Origin of the sequence: Stenotrophomonas sp. Ste96 (assembly GCF_024519495.1) — a bacterium.
Classification (GTDB): domain Bacteria; phylum Pseudomonadota; class Gammaproteobacteria; order Xanthomonadales; family Xanthomonadaceae; genus Stenotrophomonas; species Stenotrophomonas bentonitica_A.
The window spans coordinates 513,495-529,591 of the sequence record NZ_JALJRX010000001.1 but is presented as its reverse complement, the minus strand read 5'-3'; the positions used below and the strand labels follow the sequence as shown (position 1 = coordinate 529,591).

The window sequence follows — 16,097 nt, the reverse complement described above, 5'->3', positions numbered from 1 at the left end:
GCGCCCACAAACCGCTAAAGATCCCCTGCGCCGGGCCGTTACCGCACCCGGTACCAGGGGAATCCAGCCATGTCGCCACCGCCACGCGGTGTGCGGCCGTGTGCGTTTCCCCATCTCGACGATCACCACAGCGACGGCGTTGCCGACCGGACCACGGCGGCGCGCGCTGAACGGACGGGCAAGGGGAAGTGCGGATGCTGTCAGGGGCAGGGAAGGGCAGGCTGGCGCGGGCCGCCATCTGGATGGGCGCCGGTGTGCTGCAGCTGGTGCTGGGCAGCGGCATGGCCATGGCCGAATCACCGGGGTGTGCGGCGGTCAACGCGTTGAGCGGTGGCGTCACGATGACGACCAGTCAGCAGCCCACGAAATTCCTCCCGGGTGACATCGTCTCCGTCACCTTCCTCGACAGCGGGCTGGACCCCCGTATCAACCTGGCCCAGTCGGACAGCGTCATCCTGCGTGCGGCGAACTTTTCCTCGGTGGCATACGACTACCGCAGTTTCACCGGGACGCCAGGCCCTCATACGGGCAGTACGCCGGCCGGATACCTGGTGGCCAACGGCCTGTACCTTTCCGTGAGTACCCGCGGCGGCTACCTCATGAACGCGGTCGTACACTGTGAGAACGCCTCGGCCGCGCCGCTCACGCTGGACGCCACCACGCCGCCAGTGATGACCGTGGGCCGCAACGTCGACCAGACCCTGGGGGTTCGCGGCGGCACCGCGCCCTACGCCTTCACCATCACGGCAGGGCAACTGCCTGCCGGCCTGGTGCTGGAGCCCGATGGCCGCGTGCATGGCGTGCCCGAACAGGCCGGTGGCTTCAGTGCCACCATCACCGTGGCCGATGCGACCAGGGCCAGCGCCAGTTCGGGCTACGCGGGCAGCGTCGCGGCGGGTGTACCGGACGCGCCGACCCGGGTGGTCGCCTCCGCCGCAGACGGCGAAGCCAGCATCAGCTTCCAGGCGCCGGCCCGCAACGGCGGGGCGCCGATCGCGCACTACGTCGTGATCTCCAGCGGCGGCGCGCAGGCCACAGGCAGCGCCTCGCCGATCCCCGTCACCGGGCTGGCCAATGGCGTGCCGGTACAGTTCCGCGTGCGTGCCGACAACGGCACCGAGGTGAGTGTCGACTCGGACCCGAGCAACACGGTCACCCCGCAGGCCAGCCAGGCCATCACCTTCCCGTTGCCGGCCCCACAGCCGGTCGGCACCCTGTTGTCGCTCACCGCCACGGCCAGCAGCGGGCTGCCGGTGCAGTACAGCAGCCAGACGCCGTTGGTGTGCCAGGCCGAAGCGCCTGCCAGCGTGCGCCTGCTCAGCACCGGCACCTGTACCGTGCTCGCCGAGCAGCCCGGCACGGCCGGCATCACCGCAGCCACGCCGGTGGCGCGCAGTTTCATGGTGGTGCCCGGCACCGCGTCGGCCCCCACCATGTTGCGCGCCGAACGCGCGGGCGCCACCAGCGTGGACGTATTCTTCGACCCGCCTGGCAGTGATGGCGGCAGCGCGATCACGGCCTACGAGGTGATCACCCTGCCAGGTGCATCGGTGGTTTCCGGTGCCGCCAGCCCGGTACGGGTGGAGCGCCTGCAGGCAGGGGGACGTTACACGTTCCATGTGCGCGCACGCACGGCCAGCGGTCCCGGGACGATGTCGGTGGCCTCCAACCCGGTCACCCTGCCGACCGTGCCGCGGATCAGCGCGGTGCAGGTACCGGCCGCGGGTCGCTATGTTGCCGGCCAGTCGCTCGACTTCCAGCTTGTCTTCGACCAGCCGGTGCAGGTGACGGGTACGCCGCAGCTGATGCTGGTGATCGGCAGCGAGCGCGTGGCGGCGCAGTACGACGCCGGCTCGGGCGGCACCACGCTTGATTTCCGTTACACCGTACTGCCCGGCCAGCGGGATCTGGAGGGGATCGCGATCGAATCGCTCGGATTGAACGGGGGCACCCTGCGCAACGCCGACGGCGTCGATGCGGTGCTGGTCCTGGCCGGTGTCGGTTCCACTGCTGGCATCACCGTGGGCGCCGTGGCGCCTGATGCGCCGACCATCACCGCCGTCCGTGCGGACGACGGTACGGCGACGGTGACCTTCGATCCGCCGCTGCAGAACGGCGGCGGCACGGTGTTGGATTACATCGTCACCGTGCAGCCCGGTGGCCTGCAGGTACCGATGGCACAATCGCCGGCGGTGCTGACCAACCTGCGCAACGGTACGGCGTACCGCTTCACCGTCGCCGCGCGCAACGCGGCCGGCACGGGCGCGGCCTCGGCGCCATCGGCACCGGTGGTACCGATGGCCGACCAGCAGATCCAGTTCGCCGATCCGGGCCCGCAGGATCTCGGCACGTCACCGCGGCTGACCGCCACCGCCAGCAGCCAGTTGCCGGTGCAGTGGACGGCCGCCACACCGGCGGTGTGCAGCGTGGGCCCCGACGGCACGCTGACCCTGCTGGCGGCCGGCACCTGCGGCATCGATGCCGACCAGCCCGGCGATGCCGCCACCCGCGCCGCCGTACGCGTCTCGCATCGCTTCGAAGTGCGGGCGGTTGCACCGGGTGCGCCCGCGATCGTGCAGGTCGTGCTGGCGTCCAGCCAGACTGCCGAGATCCGTTTCGTGGCCCCCGCGTTCGACGGTGGCAGCCCGATCACCGGCTACCTCGTGCAGGCGCTGCCAGGCGGGCAGAGCGTGCGCGGCGCGGGCAGCCCGCTGCGCATCGGTGGCCTGCCTGCCGGCGTCGCGCAGCGCTTTACCGTTACCGCCATCAACCGCGTGGGCAGCGGCGCGGCCTCGGCGCCATCGGACGCGCTCACCGTGCTCGATGCGCCGCGCGTGCTGCGGGTGACTCCGCCTGCAGCGGGCCGCTATCTGGCGGGGCAGACGCTGGCGTTCCAGGTCGGCTTCGACCAGCCGCTGCAGGTCGGCGTGCCACCGGTACTGCAGTTGCGTATCGGCGCACAGCAGCGCGAGGCCGTGCTGCTCGCGCAGGCGGCCGATGCGCAGGGCACCGTGCTGCGCTTTGGCTACACCGTGCAGGCCGATGACCTCGATGAGGATGGGATCGCCGTGGAGGCGCTGCAGGCCGCTGCAGGCAGCCTGCGCAATGCGCAAGGCACCGACGCGGCGACGGCATTGCACGGTGTCGGCAGCACGGTGGCGGTGCTGGTCGGCGTCGAGCTGCCGGGCGCGCCGGCCGATGTGCGTGGCGTGGCCGCCGATGGCCAGGTGCTGGTGCATTTCGTTGCGCCGGCCCGCGCCGGCAGCGGCGCGATCCTCGACTACACCGTGAGCGCGCAACCGGGCGGCATCAGCGCCACCGGCAGCGGCTCGCCGATTGCCGTGACCGGGCTGGCCAACGGCACCGCGTATCGTTTCATCGTGGTCGCACGCAGCGAACACGGCCAAGGCGCGGCCTCGGCGCCTTCGGCGGCGGTCACTCCGTTGCCGGTCCTGGGCGCGGCGGACAGCCGCATCGGCATCGCTTACGGCGCAGCGGGCATCGTGCTGCCGTTGACGCTGCAGGGTGCCGTCACCCGCCTCGACGTTGTCCGCGCGCCGCAGCATGGCACGCTGGAGGTGCAGGGCACCACGCTGCGCTACACCCCGCACGCCGGTTACGCCGGCGCCGACAGCGTGGACTACACCGCCAGCGATGCCTTCAGCACCTCCGCACCGGCGACCGTGACGATCACCGTGGCCGCGCCGAGTGTAGCGATCGATGACATCGTGCCCGACGCGGCCACCGCCGGCCGCCCCTACACGCTGCAGCTGCTCAGCCGCGGGGGTAGTGCGCCCTACCGCTATGCGCTGGTGGGGGGCGCATTGCCGGCCGGGATGGCGCTGACGCCGGGCGGGCAGCTGATCGGCACGCCGGTGGTTGCCGGCCGTTTTGCGGTCGATGTCGAGGTTACCGACAGCAGCACCGGCGACGGCCCGTTCCAGGCCCGCCGCAGCATGGTGCTGCTGGTGGACGCGCCGCAGATCATCCCCGGCGACACTGCACCGCCGGAGGTCGCCCTGGGGCAGGCAGTGAGCACGCGCCTGCCAGTGCGTGGCGGCGTCGCCCCGTATGCGTTCCGGCTGCTGTCCGGCGAGCTGCCGCCGGGCGTGCGGTTGACTGCGGATGGGCTGCTTGAGGGCACCGCCATCCAGGCCGGCACGTTCGAGGTGCAGGTCGAGGTCCGCGATGCGCATGGCTTCACCGCCGCGCTCGGCTACCGCTTCGTGGTCGCGCAGGCCGCGCAGGCCATCAGCGCCTTCGTCGCCGATCCCGGCGCCCCGGTGTTCAGCGCGGGAGGCAGCTTCCTGTTGAGCGCCCAGGGCGGCGCCTCGGGGCAGCCGATCATCTTCGCCAGCACCACCCCGGCGGTGTGCAGCGTGGACGGCCCGCGCGTGGTCATGCTGGCGTCCGGGCGGTGCAGCCTGACCGCCGACCAGGCCGGCGACGCCAATCACCAGGCCGCCGCACAGCAGCGCCTGGACGTGGACATCGCCGCCGCGGTGCCGGTGCTGGCCTGGGCGGCAGACATGTCGCGTCTGCTGGAGCAGGGCAGCTTCGAGCTGCCGCTGCCGACCAGTGTCAGCCCCGGTGCGTTCACCTTCCACAGCAGTGCGCCGGCGGTGGCCAGCATTGAGGGCCGCACAGTCCAGGTACACGCTGAAGGCAGCGCCGTGATCACCGCACAGCAGGCCGCCAGTGGTGGTTACGCCGCCGCCCGCGTGGAACTGCGGTTGGTGGTCAATGTGCGCCCTGACCCGACCCGTGACCCGGGCGTCACCGGACTGCTGCAGGCGCAGGTGGATGCGAGCGTCCGTTTCGCCGCCGCGCAACAGGGCAACATCCGCGATCGCCTGCGCCAGGTACGCGACGGCGGCAACGCCGCCAGCAACACGCTGTCGGTGTCCAGTGGCGGTGGCGGCCCCAACGCCGCATCGCTGCCGCTGGGCAGCGCACTCGGTACCGGCGCAGCGTGGTTGCCGGCCGGCTGGGGAACCTGGGCCGCGGGTACCGCGAGCTACGGCCGCGGAGGGGCCACCGCAGGTGGCCGCTATGACCTGCGCAGCGACGGGCTGAGCGTCGGTGTGGACCGCCGTCTCGGCGAACGCACGCTGCTCGGCGTGGCCGGCAGCGTGGGCCGCAGCGACAGCGACCAGGACGACGATCGCACCCGCCTGCGCGCCGACCAGCGCTCGCTGGCGCTGTACGGCCTGTGGCGTGGCAACGCGCACCTGTACGTGGACGCGATGATCGCCACCGGCAACCTGCAGTTCGATCTGCAGCGCTGGAGCACCGATGCCGATGCGCAGGCGCAGGCGCGGCGCGATGGCACGCAGTGGTTCGGTTCGCTCGGCCTGGGCTACGAGCAGATGCTGGCGGCAACCCGACTGACCGGGTACGCCCGCTGGGATGCCAGCCGTACCGCCCTGGATGCCTACCGCGAGCACGGCCTGGGCGTGCTGGATCTCGCCTATGGCCGCCAGACCGTGGAAAACCGCGCGCTGGCCATCGGGGTGGAGGGCAGTGCGCAGGTATCGGCCGAAAGCCGGTTGCGTCCGTTCTGGAGCATCGAGTACCGGCGGGCGCTGCAGGACCGCGGGATGGCTTCGCTGAACTACGCGACGTGGTCACGGCCGCAGGACTACCAGGTAGCACTCCGCAGCTACAACGATGATGTGTTGTCGTTGCAGGCCGGCGTGGATCTGGCGATCCAGCGTGGCTGGAGCCTGTCGTTGCTGCTGGGGCATGAACAGGCGCGCGGCGCGGATCGTGCCAGCAGCATCGGCCTGCGCCTGACCTCGGGCGGGCAGGGCGGCGCGGTGGAGTCACCGCCGGTACCGTGAGTGGGCGGCGCGCCGGCCACGGTCGGCACGCCGGTTTCATCGCCGCAGCGGCAGCTTCATCCGCGCTGGGGCGTGCTTCGTCGCAGCGCGCTTGTCGCGTTCCCCGGCGCGGGGCAACGTGGCCCGGTGGGCGACGTTGCCCCGAGTCGAAGGAGACCGACGATGAAGACCCTGTTCGTGCTGGGCGTGTGGTGCCTGCTGTTCGTGCTGTGCTGGCCGCTGGCGCTGCTGGCCCTGGTGGCGTGGCCGTTGGTGTGGCTGGTCAGCCTGCCGTTCCGCCTGGTCGGCATCACGTTCTCGGCGCTGTTTGCCTTCCTGCGTGCGCTGTTGATGCTTCCGGCGCGGCTGCTGGGTGGCGGGCGCGTCGCAACGGCCTGAACAGGAATGGGATCGGGTAGTGCCGGCCGCTGGCCGGCGGCTCTTGCTGTCGGGATGGCGAGGAGCCGCCCAGCGGCCGGCACTACCAATGGCGGGGAGCCGGCCAGCGGCCGGCACTACCAATGGCGAGGAGCCGGCCAGCGGCCGGCACTACCAATTGCGAAGGGGCCCGTGCAGCGGCCGGCGCTGCCTGTCGCCCACAAAAAACCCCGCCGAAGCGGGGTTTTTCGTTACGCCATCAACAAGGCTCAGTTGGCCTTGTGGATCGCGCGCTTGCTCACGGCCATCGCGGCGTCATGCACCACTTCCGACAGCGACGGGTGGGCGTGGCAGATGCGCGCCAGGTCGTCGGCCGAACCGCTGAACTCCATGGTCAGCACGCCTTCGTGCACCAGCTCGGAGACGTTCGCACCGACCAGGTGCATGCCCAGGATGCGGTCGGTCTCGGCGTGTGCCAGGACCTTCACGAAGCCCGACGGCTCGATCATCGCCACGGCACGGCCGTTGGCGGCGAACGGGAAGCTGCCGGCCTTGTACGGAATGCCCTCGGCCTTCAGCTGCTGCTCGGTCTTGCCGACCCAGGCCAGCTCCGGCTCGGTGTAGATCACCCACGGGATCGTGTCGAAGTTGACGTGGCCCGGCAGGCCCGCGATCAGCTCGGCCACGGCAATGCCTTCCTCGAAGCCCTTGTGCGCCAGCATCGGGCCGCGCACGCAGTCACCGACCGCCCAGACGCCATCGACGCCGGTGTGGCAGTGTGCGTCCACTTCGATCTGGCCACGCTCGTTGATCTTGACGCCGGTGCCTTCGGCCAGCAGGCCCTTGGTGGCGGCGCGACGGCCGACGGCCACCAGCAGCTTGTCCACGACCAGGCTCTTTTCGCCTTCAGCATCGGCGTAGGTCAGGGCGACTTCCTTCTTCTTGCCCTTGCCGGTCACCTCGGCCTTGGAGACCTTGGCGCCCAGGCGGATGTCCAGGCCCTGCTTCTTGAATTCCTTCAGGGCGGTCTTGGCCACTTCGGCATCAGCCGCGGCCAGGAAGTCCGGCAGCGCTTCCAGGATGGTCACTTCCGAACCCAGGCGCTTCCAGACGCTGCCCAGTTCCAGGCCGATCACGCCGGCACCGATCACGGCCAGGCGAGCCGGCACTTCGGTGAAATCCAGGCCGCCGACGTTGTCGACGATGGTTTCGCCATCGAACTTGGCGAACGGCAGTTCGATCGAGTCCGAACCGGCGGCGATGATGACGTTGGTGCCCTTCAGCTCGACTTCCGAACCGTCGTGCTGCTTGACCTTGACGATGTTGCCCGGCTGCAGCTCACCGAAACCGTAGTACGCGGTGACCTTGTTCGCCTTGAACAGCATGGCGATGCCGCCGGTGAACTGCTTGACGATCTTGTCCTTGCGGCCAACCATCGCCTCGACGTCCATCTTGGCATCCTTGAAGCTGATGCCGTGGTCGCCAAAGATGTGGCCCATGTTCCAGAACTGGCGCGAGGAATCGAGCAGCGCCTTGGACGGGATGCAGCCCACGCGCAGGCAGGTGCCACCCAGGGCCGGCTTGCCGTCCTTGCCCAGCGCAGCGTCGATGCAGGCGGTCTTCAGACCCAGCTGCGCGGCGCGGATGGCGGCATGGTAGCCGGCCGGACCGGCACCGATGACGACGACGTCGAATTGTTCAGCCATTGATAGTTCCTTGTTGCATTCCCGAGCTTCGCTTGAAGCCGGTGGCGCGCAGGCGCCGGGGGAGAGAGCAGGGCAGTGCGGTGCAGTGCCGTAAAACCAGAACCCCTCCGCGCGGGCGCGGAGGGGTGGGAGGTCTTACAGGCCGAACAGCATGCGGCCCGGGTTTTCCAGCTGGTTCTTGATGTCCACCAGGAACTGGACCGAGTCCTTGCCGTCGATGATGCGGTGATCGTAGGACAGCGCCAGGTACATCATCGGCGCGATCACGACCTGGCCGTTCTGCGCGATCGGACGCTCCTTGATGGCGTGCATGCCCAGGATGGCGCTCTGCGGCGGGTTGATGATCGGGGTCGACAGCAGCGAACCGAAGGTGCCGCCGTTGGTCACGGTGAAGGTGCCGCCCTGCAGTTCTTCCAGGCTCAGCTTGCCGTCACGGGCCTTCTTGGCGTAGTCGGCGATGGTCTTTTCGATATCGGCGAAGGACATGCGCTCGACGTTGCGCAGCACCGGGGTCACCAGACCCTTCTCGGTCGACACGGCGATCGAGATGTCCGAGTAGCCGTGATAGATGATGTCGTCACCATCGATCGAGGCATTGACCAGCGGGAAGCGCTGCAGTGCGTTGGCGGCGGCCTTCACGAAGAAGCTCATGAAGCCCAGCTTGATGCCGTGCGCCTTGACGAACTCGTCCTGCAGATCCTTGCGCGCGGCCGAGACCTTGGACAGGTCGACCTCGTTGAAGGTGGTCAGCATCGCGGTGCCATTCTTGGACTGCATCAGGCGCTCGGCGATGCGCTTGCGGATGCGGGTCATCGGCACGCGTTCTTCCGGACGTGCGCCACCGGACTTGCCGGCGCCGCCGTTGCGGGCGAAGTTGACGATGTCTTCCTTGGTCACCGCGCCGCGGCGGCCGGTGCCGTCCACGTCGGCCGGGTTCACGCCTTCGGTGATGGCGGTGAAGCGGGCACCCGGGGGCAGCGAATCGGCAGCGGACTTGGCGGCCGGGGCCGGCGCTGCAGCAGCGGCCGGAGCGGCAGCGGCCGGTGCCGGAGCAGCGGCCGGGGCGTCGGCCTTCTTCTCTTCGGCCGGCGCAGCAGCAGCGGTCGCACCTTCTTCGATGATGGCCACGACCTGGCTGGAGGTCACGGTGGCGCCCACCTCGAACTTGATCTCCTTCAGCACGCCATCGACCGGCGACGGCACTTCCAGGACGACCTTGTCGGTTTCCAGATCAAGCAGGTTTTCATCGCGCTTGACGGCATCGCCGACCTTCTTGTGCCAGGTGGCGATGGTGCCGTCGGCGACGGATTCGGGCAGTACCGGGGCTTTGACTTCGGTGGCCATGCGGGAGCTTCCTGGTTTGTCTTTTCTAGAATGAGGGGGAGAGTTATTCAGCGACCGAGTCGTTGAACGGGTTGACCAGGGCATCGGCGATCAGCTTCTGCTGCTCGATGATGTGGTCAGCCATGTGTCCAGCGGCCGGCGATGCCGAACGGGCGCGACCTGCGTAATGGATGCTCTGGCCATCGGCCAGGCACGCCTGCAGGTGGTGACGGATCTGGTACCAGGCACCCTGGTTCTGCGGTTCTTCCTGACACCACACCACATCGGCCGCCTTGCCGTACTTCTTCAGCTCTGCTGCCAGTGCCACGCGCGGGAACGGATACAGCTGCTCCACGCGGATGATGGCGACATCGTCCTGGCCACGCTTGGTCTGGTCTTCCAGCAGGTCGTAGTAGACCTTGCCCGAGCACAGCACCACGCGCTTGACCTTCCTGGCGTCTGCGTTGGCATCGCCGATCAGGTGCTGGAACTCGCCGTTGGCCAGTTCGTCCAGGATCGACACGGCCAGCTTGTGGCGCAGCAGCGACTTGGGCGACATCACGATCAGCGGCTTGCGGGTGGTCATGCGCATCTGGCGACGCAGCATGTGGTACGCCTGTGCCGGGGTCGACGGCACGCACACCAGCATGTTCTCCAGCGCGCACAGCTGCAGGAAACGCTCCAGGCGTGCGGAGCTGTGCTCCGGGCCCTGGCCTTCATAACCGTGCGGCAGCAGCAGGGTCAGGCCGGTGATGCGGCCCCACTTGGCTTCGCCGGCGGCGATGAACTGATCGATCACGACCTGGGCGCCGTTGGCGAAGTCGCCGAACTGGCCTTCCCAGATGCACAGGGTGTTCGGATCGGTGGTGGAGAAGCCGTACTCATAGGCCATCACGGCTTCTTCGCTGAGCAGCGAATCGATGATGGTGGCCTGTTCCGGCGACTCGACCAGCTGGCGCAGCGGCAGGTAGTAGTTGTCGGTCTTCTGGTCGTGCAGGATCGCGTGGCGGTGCGTGAACGTACCGCGGCCGACGTCCTGGCCGACCAGGCGCAGGTTGTTGCCTTCGTCGAGGATGGTGGCGTAGGCCAGGTTCTCAGCGAAGCCCCAGTCGCCCGGGATCTCGCCTGCGGCCATCTTGCGACGGTCGTCATAGACCTTGGCCACGCGCGAGTGCAGTTCCACGCCTTCGGGCACGGTGTTGATCATCTGCGCCAGCTGCTTGACCTTCTCCATGCCCACGGCGGTGGAGACGGCGTCGGACAGCTTGCCGTTGAGCAGCTTGGGCCAGTCCACGTACATCTTGCTGGTGGCCGGCGTCTTCTCGACCTGGGCCAGCTCGGTAGTGACTTCGCCGGCATCGAGCTTGTTGCGGTACGCATCGACCAGGGCCTTGCCGCCACCGGCTTCGATCACGCCGGCCGCTTCCAGCGTCGCGGCGTACAGCTCGCGGGTGGTCTGGTGCTTGCGGATGACCTGGTACATCAGCGGCTGGGTGATCGCCGGTTCATCGGCTTCGTTGTGGCCCCAGCGGCGGTAGCACATCAGGTCGATGACCACGTCTTTGCTGAACTTCTGGCGGAACTCGAAGGCCAGCTTGGCGGCGAACACGACCGCTTCGGGATCGTCGCCGTTCACGTGCAGCACGGGCGCGGCGATCATCTTGGCCACGTCGGTGCAGTACAGCGTGGAGCGCGAATCTTCCGGATTGGAGGTGGTGAAGCCGACCTGGTTGTTGACCACGATGTGCACCGTGCCACCAACGGCGAAGCCGCGGGCCTGGGACATCTGGAACAGCTCCATCACCACGCCCTGACCGGCGAAGGCCGCATCACCGTGGATCAGGATCGGCATCACCTGCTTGCGGGCGGTATCGCCACGGCGTTCCTGGCGCGAACGGACGCTGCCGGCCACGACCGGATCGGCGATTTCCAGGTGCGACGGGTTGAACGCCAGCGCCAGGTGGACCGCGCCGCCGGCGGTGGCGACGTCGGCCGAGAAGCCCATGTGGTACTTCACATCGCCGGCGGAGGCGTGGTCGTCGTGCTCGAACTTGCCTTCGAACTCGTCGAACAGCTTGCGCGGGCTCTTGCCGAGGGTGTTGACCAGCACGTTCAGGCGGCCGCGGTGGGCCATGCCGATCACCACGTCCTTGACGCCATCCTTGCCGGCGTCACGGATGATGGTGTCCATCATCGGGATCAGCGAATCGCCGCCTTCCAGCGAGAAGCGCTTCTGGCCCACGTACTTGGTGTGCAGGTAGCGCTCCAGACCCTCGGCAGCCGTCAGGCGCTCCAAGGTACGGCGCTGGGTGTCTGCGTCCAGGTTGTAGTTGCCACCGGCCATTTCCAAGCGCTGGTACAGCCACTGGCGCTGCTCGACCTCGGAGATGTGCATGAATTCCGCACCGATCGAACCGGTGTAGGTCTTCTTCAGGCGCTCCAGCAGGTCACGCAGTTTCATGCGCGGCTGGCCGGCGACCCCGCCGGTGCTGAACTCACTGCCCAGGTCGCTTTCCGACAGGCTGTGGAACGGCAGGCCCAGATCCGGCGGATTGGTCGGCGCGGTCAGGCTCAGCGGGTCCAGGCGGGCACCGAGGTGGCCACGCGACCGGTAAGCGGTGATCAGGCGGCCGACATTGCGCTCGCGCTCGTCGCCGGCACCATCGGCGGTGCCGCTCTTGATGGCGTTTTTGGCGGCGTCGGCAATGTGGGCGATGACGGCCGAATGCGGAATATCACCGGCTTCGCGGCCCTGGAAGCCGTCGAAGTAGGTCTTCCATTTGGGATCGACACTGTCCGGAGAAACGAGGTACTGCTCGTACAGATCCTCGATATAGGAGGCGTTGCCGCCGGCGAGCTGCGAAGATTGCGCAAACTGCTTCAGTTGATTGTCCACGATGGAGAGTCGGATTCGCTTGTGGGGTAAGGCTTCGATGATCCGGCAGGGAAAAGTGAATAGCCTGCGCGGGCGGTATCTAACGCCCCAAATTGTACCCCCAACGCGACAGGAAGGGGCACCGTACGGTCCAGTGCGGGAACCGCGGTGTCATTCCCAGACAGGTTCGGGGCCGCGCGGTGGGCTACAGGCCGAGTGCCCGCAGTTCGCTGCAATCACGCGAACGTTCCCATAAGCGCTGCAAACCTTCCTGCAACGGTCGTGAACGTGCCGGTTGGGCCAGCCCGGCCTCGCCATCGAAGCGGTGGCCGCTCAGACGAAAGTAGTAGTCGCCCGTGTCGTTGAGCAGACAGGCAGATGGCGTCGCGCGGTCGATCGGATCGCTCACCTCGCGCACCCGGAAGACGCTCGGCAGCCGCTGGAGCAGGCTCAGCACGGGTGAGCCGGCCTGACGGATGGCGGTGCTGTCGTGGACGATCAGCCAGGCCTGTTTGTCGTGGCGGGCGGTGGCGTAGCGGCGTAACGCTTCCAGCACCGGCGGTGCATCGAGCAGGCCGGGGTCGAGCTGGCGGCTGTGGATCCACAGCTGGCGGCGGGCGCGGTGGATCAAGGCGGTGGTGATCGCCACGGCCTCTTCGGCGCGCTCGATCGCGACTGCACCGGACAGGGCCAGCCGCATGTGCTGGTGGGCGATGCCGGCCTCTTCGAAGATCGCGCCTTCCGGCAGAAAGCCCTGCCGGGTATAGAACACGCGGGCCGGCAGCTGCGCATGCAGCCCGACCTCGCGCCAGCCCCGGGCCCGGGCCTGGTCGACCAGGGCCAGCAGCAGGGCTTCGCCGACGCCTTTGCCACGCCAGGCGGCCAGTACCGCCATGCGGCCGATCCGGCCGTCCGGGGTGAGCCGTCCGGCTCCGATCGGGGTGCCGGCGGTGTCGCAGGCCAGGACATGCACGCTCAGGGGGTCGAGCGCGTCGATCTCCAGTTCGGCGGGGACCTGCTGCTCGTCGACGAACACGGTGAACCGGACCCGGTGCAGCGCGGCGTGCTGCACCGGGTAGTCGACCACATCAACCTGGAAGCCGGGGCCGGTCATGGCGGGGGCGGTCAGCCGCGCTGGGGCTCGTCCTTGCCGTCGGTCTCGTCGCTGTCGTCGAAATCGACGATCACCTCGATGCCGTCGTCATGGATGGTCACCTCGTGCACGTCGGCCTCGATGGCCTCGTCGTCGACCACGTCGACTGCCTCGGTGCCGTCGACGATGTCGTACTCGGCGACGTAGTCGTCTTCGTCCTCCAGCCCCGTGTCTTCCACCAGCTGGTAGAAGCCGCCGGCGACCAGTGCCTGCACGGCATCACGGCCCTTGGCCGAGAGTTTCTGGTACAGCGCCGCACCGATCTGTTCGGCGCCGGCCAGCGCCTGGGCATCCTTGACCGGCAGGGCGAAGTCCAGGCCGCTGCAGTACAGGCTGGCGCCACGCTTGGCACGGCGCCAGGCCAGGCGCGCCCAGGGGTGGCGATGCAGTTCCACGCCGGCACCCAGGGCGGCTTCGATCTCTTCGCGCGGCAGCGGTTCGCCCTGCGCCATCACTTCCCCGGCGGCGCGGTAGGTGGTGATGAAGCGGCCGAACCAGTCGCCGAGCTTGTCCGGATCGTTCATCCGGATGGCGTTGAGCGCTTCGACCACGCGGTTCATCGAGACCACGTCGATTTCGTTCGGATCCTCCGGCACCTTCAGGTCCGGATCCTGGTAACGGATGGACTCGTCGGCGCCCTCGATCAGGGTATCGAGGTAGTCGCTGATCAGTTCGGCCGAGGCCGGGGCGCGCATGCCGAACGAGAACGTCAGGCAGGGGTCTTCGGCAACGCCGTTGTGCGGCACGTTCGGCGGCAGGTAGAGCATGTCGCCCGGGGCCAGCACCCAGTCGTGGGTCGGCTTGAAGCGGCGCAGCAGCTTGAGTTCGACGTCGTCGCGGAAGTCCAGCGGCGGGCGCTTGCCCTTGATCGATTCGCTGGCGTCGATCTGCCAGCGGCGGTGGCCGTAAGCCTGCAGCAGGAAGACGTCGTACTGGTCCACGTGGGCGCCGACCGAGCCGCCGGTGGCGGCGAAGCTGATCATCACATCGTCCATGCGCCAGCGCGGCAGGAAATCGAAGTGGCTGATCAGGGCGCGCACGTCGGCGTCCCACTTGTCCACGTCCTGGACCAGCAGGGTCCAGTCGTGGTCCGGCATGCCGGGGAATTCTTCTTCCTGGAACGGGCCGGTGCGCACGGTCCAGCCATCGGTGGCGCGGTCGTGGGTGATCAGCCGCGACAGCGCGCTTTCTTCACAGGCCAGACCGGCGAGGTCTTCGGGCTGCACCGGGGTCTCGAAATCGGGGAAGGCGCCGCGGATGAGCAGCGGGCGCTTCTGCCAGTAATCGCGCAGGAAGGTAGCGGCGGGCATGCCCAGCGGCAGGCCGGGACGGGCCTGGATTTCGATGACGGGGGTTTTGATCTTGCGTGCGGCCATGGGGGAGATCCTTGGAGCGTGTAGACGGTAGTTCGGGGGCGCAGCGGGGCGGCGCCCATGCCTTCAGATCGCCTTGGCCAGGTCCGCTGCCAGGCCGATGTAGCCGCCCGGGGTCAGCGCGCGCAGGCTCTGCTTGGCGTCGGCGGGCAGGTCCAGCGATTCAACGAAGGCCTGCATCGATTCGGTGGTGATGCCCTGGCCGCGGGTGAGCGCCTTGAGCTGTTCGTACGGGTTGGGCAGGCCATGGCGGCGCATGACGGTCTGCACCGCTTCGGCCAGCACTTCCCATGCGGCGTCCAGGTCGGCATCCAGGCGTTCCGGATTGACGGTCAGCTTGCCCAGGCCCTTGGCCAGCGAGTCCAGGGCGACCTGGGTATGGCCGAAGGCGGTGCCGACCGCGCGCAGCACGGTGGAGTCGGTCAGGTCGCGCTGCCAGCGGCTGATCGGCAGCTTGGCGCTGAAATGCTCGAACAGGGCGTTGGCGATGCCGAAGTTGCCTTCGGCGTTTTCGAAGTCGATCGGGTTGACCTTGTGCGGCATGGTCGAGGAGCCGACTTCGCCTTCCTTGAGCTTCTGCTTGAAGTAGCCCAGCGAGATATAGCCCCAGACGTCGCGCGCCAGGTCGATCAGGATGATGTTGGCGCGGCGCGCGGCATCGCCGATCTCGGCGACGTTGTCGTGCGGCTCGATCTGGGTGGTGTACGGGTTGAAGACCAGGCCGAGGCTTTCCACGAAGCGCTGGGCGAAGGCCGGCCAGTCCACGTCCGGGTAGGCGATGACGTGCGCGTTGTAGTTGCCCACCGCGCCATTGATCTTGCCGGTCAGTTCGACGGCGGCGATCTGGCGGCGCTGGCGCTCCAGGCGGGCCACGACGTTGGACACTTCCTTGCCCAGGGTGGTCGGCGAGGCGGTCTGGCCATGGGTGCGCGAGAGCATCGGCTGGGCGGCCTGGGCATGGGCGAGGGCACGCAGCACGCCGGCGATGTTGTCCAGCGAGGGCAGCAGCACCTCGCGGCGGGCCTGCTCGAGCATCAGCCCGTAGCTGAGGTTGTTGATGTCCTCGCTGGTGCAGGCGAAATGCACGAACTCCAGCGCCGGGCCCAGCTCCGCATCGGCGGTGAGCTGCTCCTTGATGAAGTACTCCACGGCCTTGACGTCGTGGTTGGTGGTGCGCTCGATCTCCTTCACACGCGCGGCGTGGGCCGGGGCAAAGTCGTCGGCCAGGGCACGCAGGCGTGCGGTGGCGGCAGCCGAGAACGGCGCCAGTTCGACGATGCCCGGCTCATTGGCCAGTGCCAGCAGCCATTCCACTTCCACCTTCACGCGGGCCTTGATCAGGCCGTATTCGGAGAAGATCGGGCGCAGGGCGTCGACCTTGCCGGCGTAGCGGCCATCGAGCGGGGACAGGGCGAGCAGGGCGAATTCGGACATGGCAGGGCGCAGATCGGTGGCAGCGGGGGCCGC

At 68.4% G+C, this 16,097-nt stretch carries 8 protein-coding genes; 2 read left to right on the top strand and 6 right to left on the bottom strand.

Going from position 1 to position 16,097, the window contains the following annotated elements; genetic code table 11:
• The first annotated feature begins 194 nt into the window (after positions 1 to 194).
• Both OC373_RS02430 and OC373_RS02425 read left to right on the top strand, forming a co-directional pair.
• Positions 195 to 5,843 carry an autotransporter domain-containing protein gene (locus tag OC373_RS02430; RefSeq protein WP_261996977.1) on the top strand — a complete coding sequence of 1,883 codons (5,649 nt, stop codon included), beginning with the start codon at positions 195 to 197 and terminating at the stop codon, positions 5,841 to 5,843.
• A gap of 162 nt (positions 5,844 to 6,005) precedes the next feature.
• Positions 6,006 to 6,221, top strand: a complete 216-nt coding sequence (locus OC373_RS02425) for a hypothetical protein (protein ID WP_019185929.1) — start codon at positions 6,006 to 6,008, stop codon at positions 6,219 to 6,221.
• Between the two features lie 248 nt (positions 6,222 to 6,469).
• On the opposite strand, the gene lpdA is transcribed toward OC373_RS02425, so the two are convergent.
• The 6 genes from lpdA to purB form a co-directional block, all read right to left on the bottom strand.
• Positions 6,470 to 7,906 carry a dihydrolipoyl dehydrogenase gene (lpdA, locus tag OC373_RS02420; protein WP_070425486.1) on the bottom strand — a complete coding sequence of 479 codons (1,437 nt, stop codon included), beginning with the start codon at positions 7,904 to 7,906 and terminating at the stop codon, positions 6,470 to 6,472.
• Positions 7,907 to 8,041: 135 nt separating this feature from the next.
• Positions 8,042 to 9,250: a dihydrolipoyllysine-residue succinyltransferase gene (sucB, locus tag OC373_RS02415; protein WP_261996976.1), complete on the bottom strand. Its 1,209-nt coding sequence runs from the start codon at positions 9,248 to 9,250 to the stop codon at positions 8,042 to 8,044.
• Positions 9,251 to 9,293: 43 nt separating this feature from the next.
• Positions 9,294 to 12,125, bottom strand: a complete 2,832-nt coding sequence (locus OC373_RS02410; protein WP_261996975.1) for a 2-oxoglutarate dehydrogenase E1 component — start codon at positions 12,123 to 12,125, stop codon at positions 9,294 to 9,296.
• A gap of 184 nt (positions 12,126 to 12,309) precedes the next feature.
• Positions 12,310 to 13,218 carry a GNAT family N-acetyltransferase gene (locus tag OC373_RS02405; protein WP_070425483.1) on the bottom strand — a complete coding sequence of 303 codons (909 nt, stop codon included), beginning with the start codon at positions 13,216 to 13,218 and terminating at the stop codon, positions 12,310 to 12,312.
• A gap of 11 nt (positions 13,219 to 13,229) precedes the next feature.
• Positions 13,230 to 14,633: a cupin domain-containing protein gene (locus tag OC373_RS02400; RefSeq protein WP_070425482.1), complete on the bottom strand. Its 1,404-nt coding sequence runs from the start codon at positions 14,631 to 14,633 to the stop codon at positions 13,230 to 13,232.
• A gap of 63 nt (positions 14,634 to 14,696) precedes the next feature.
• Complete coding sequence (gene purB, locus OC373_RS02395) at positions 14,697 to 16,064, bottom strand: adenylosuccinate lyase (protein WP_261996974.1); 1,368 nt, start codon at positions 16,062 to 16,064, stop codon at positions 14,697 to 14,699.
• Between the last annotated feature and the right edge of the window lie 33 nt (positions 16,065 to 16,097).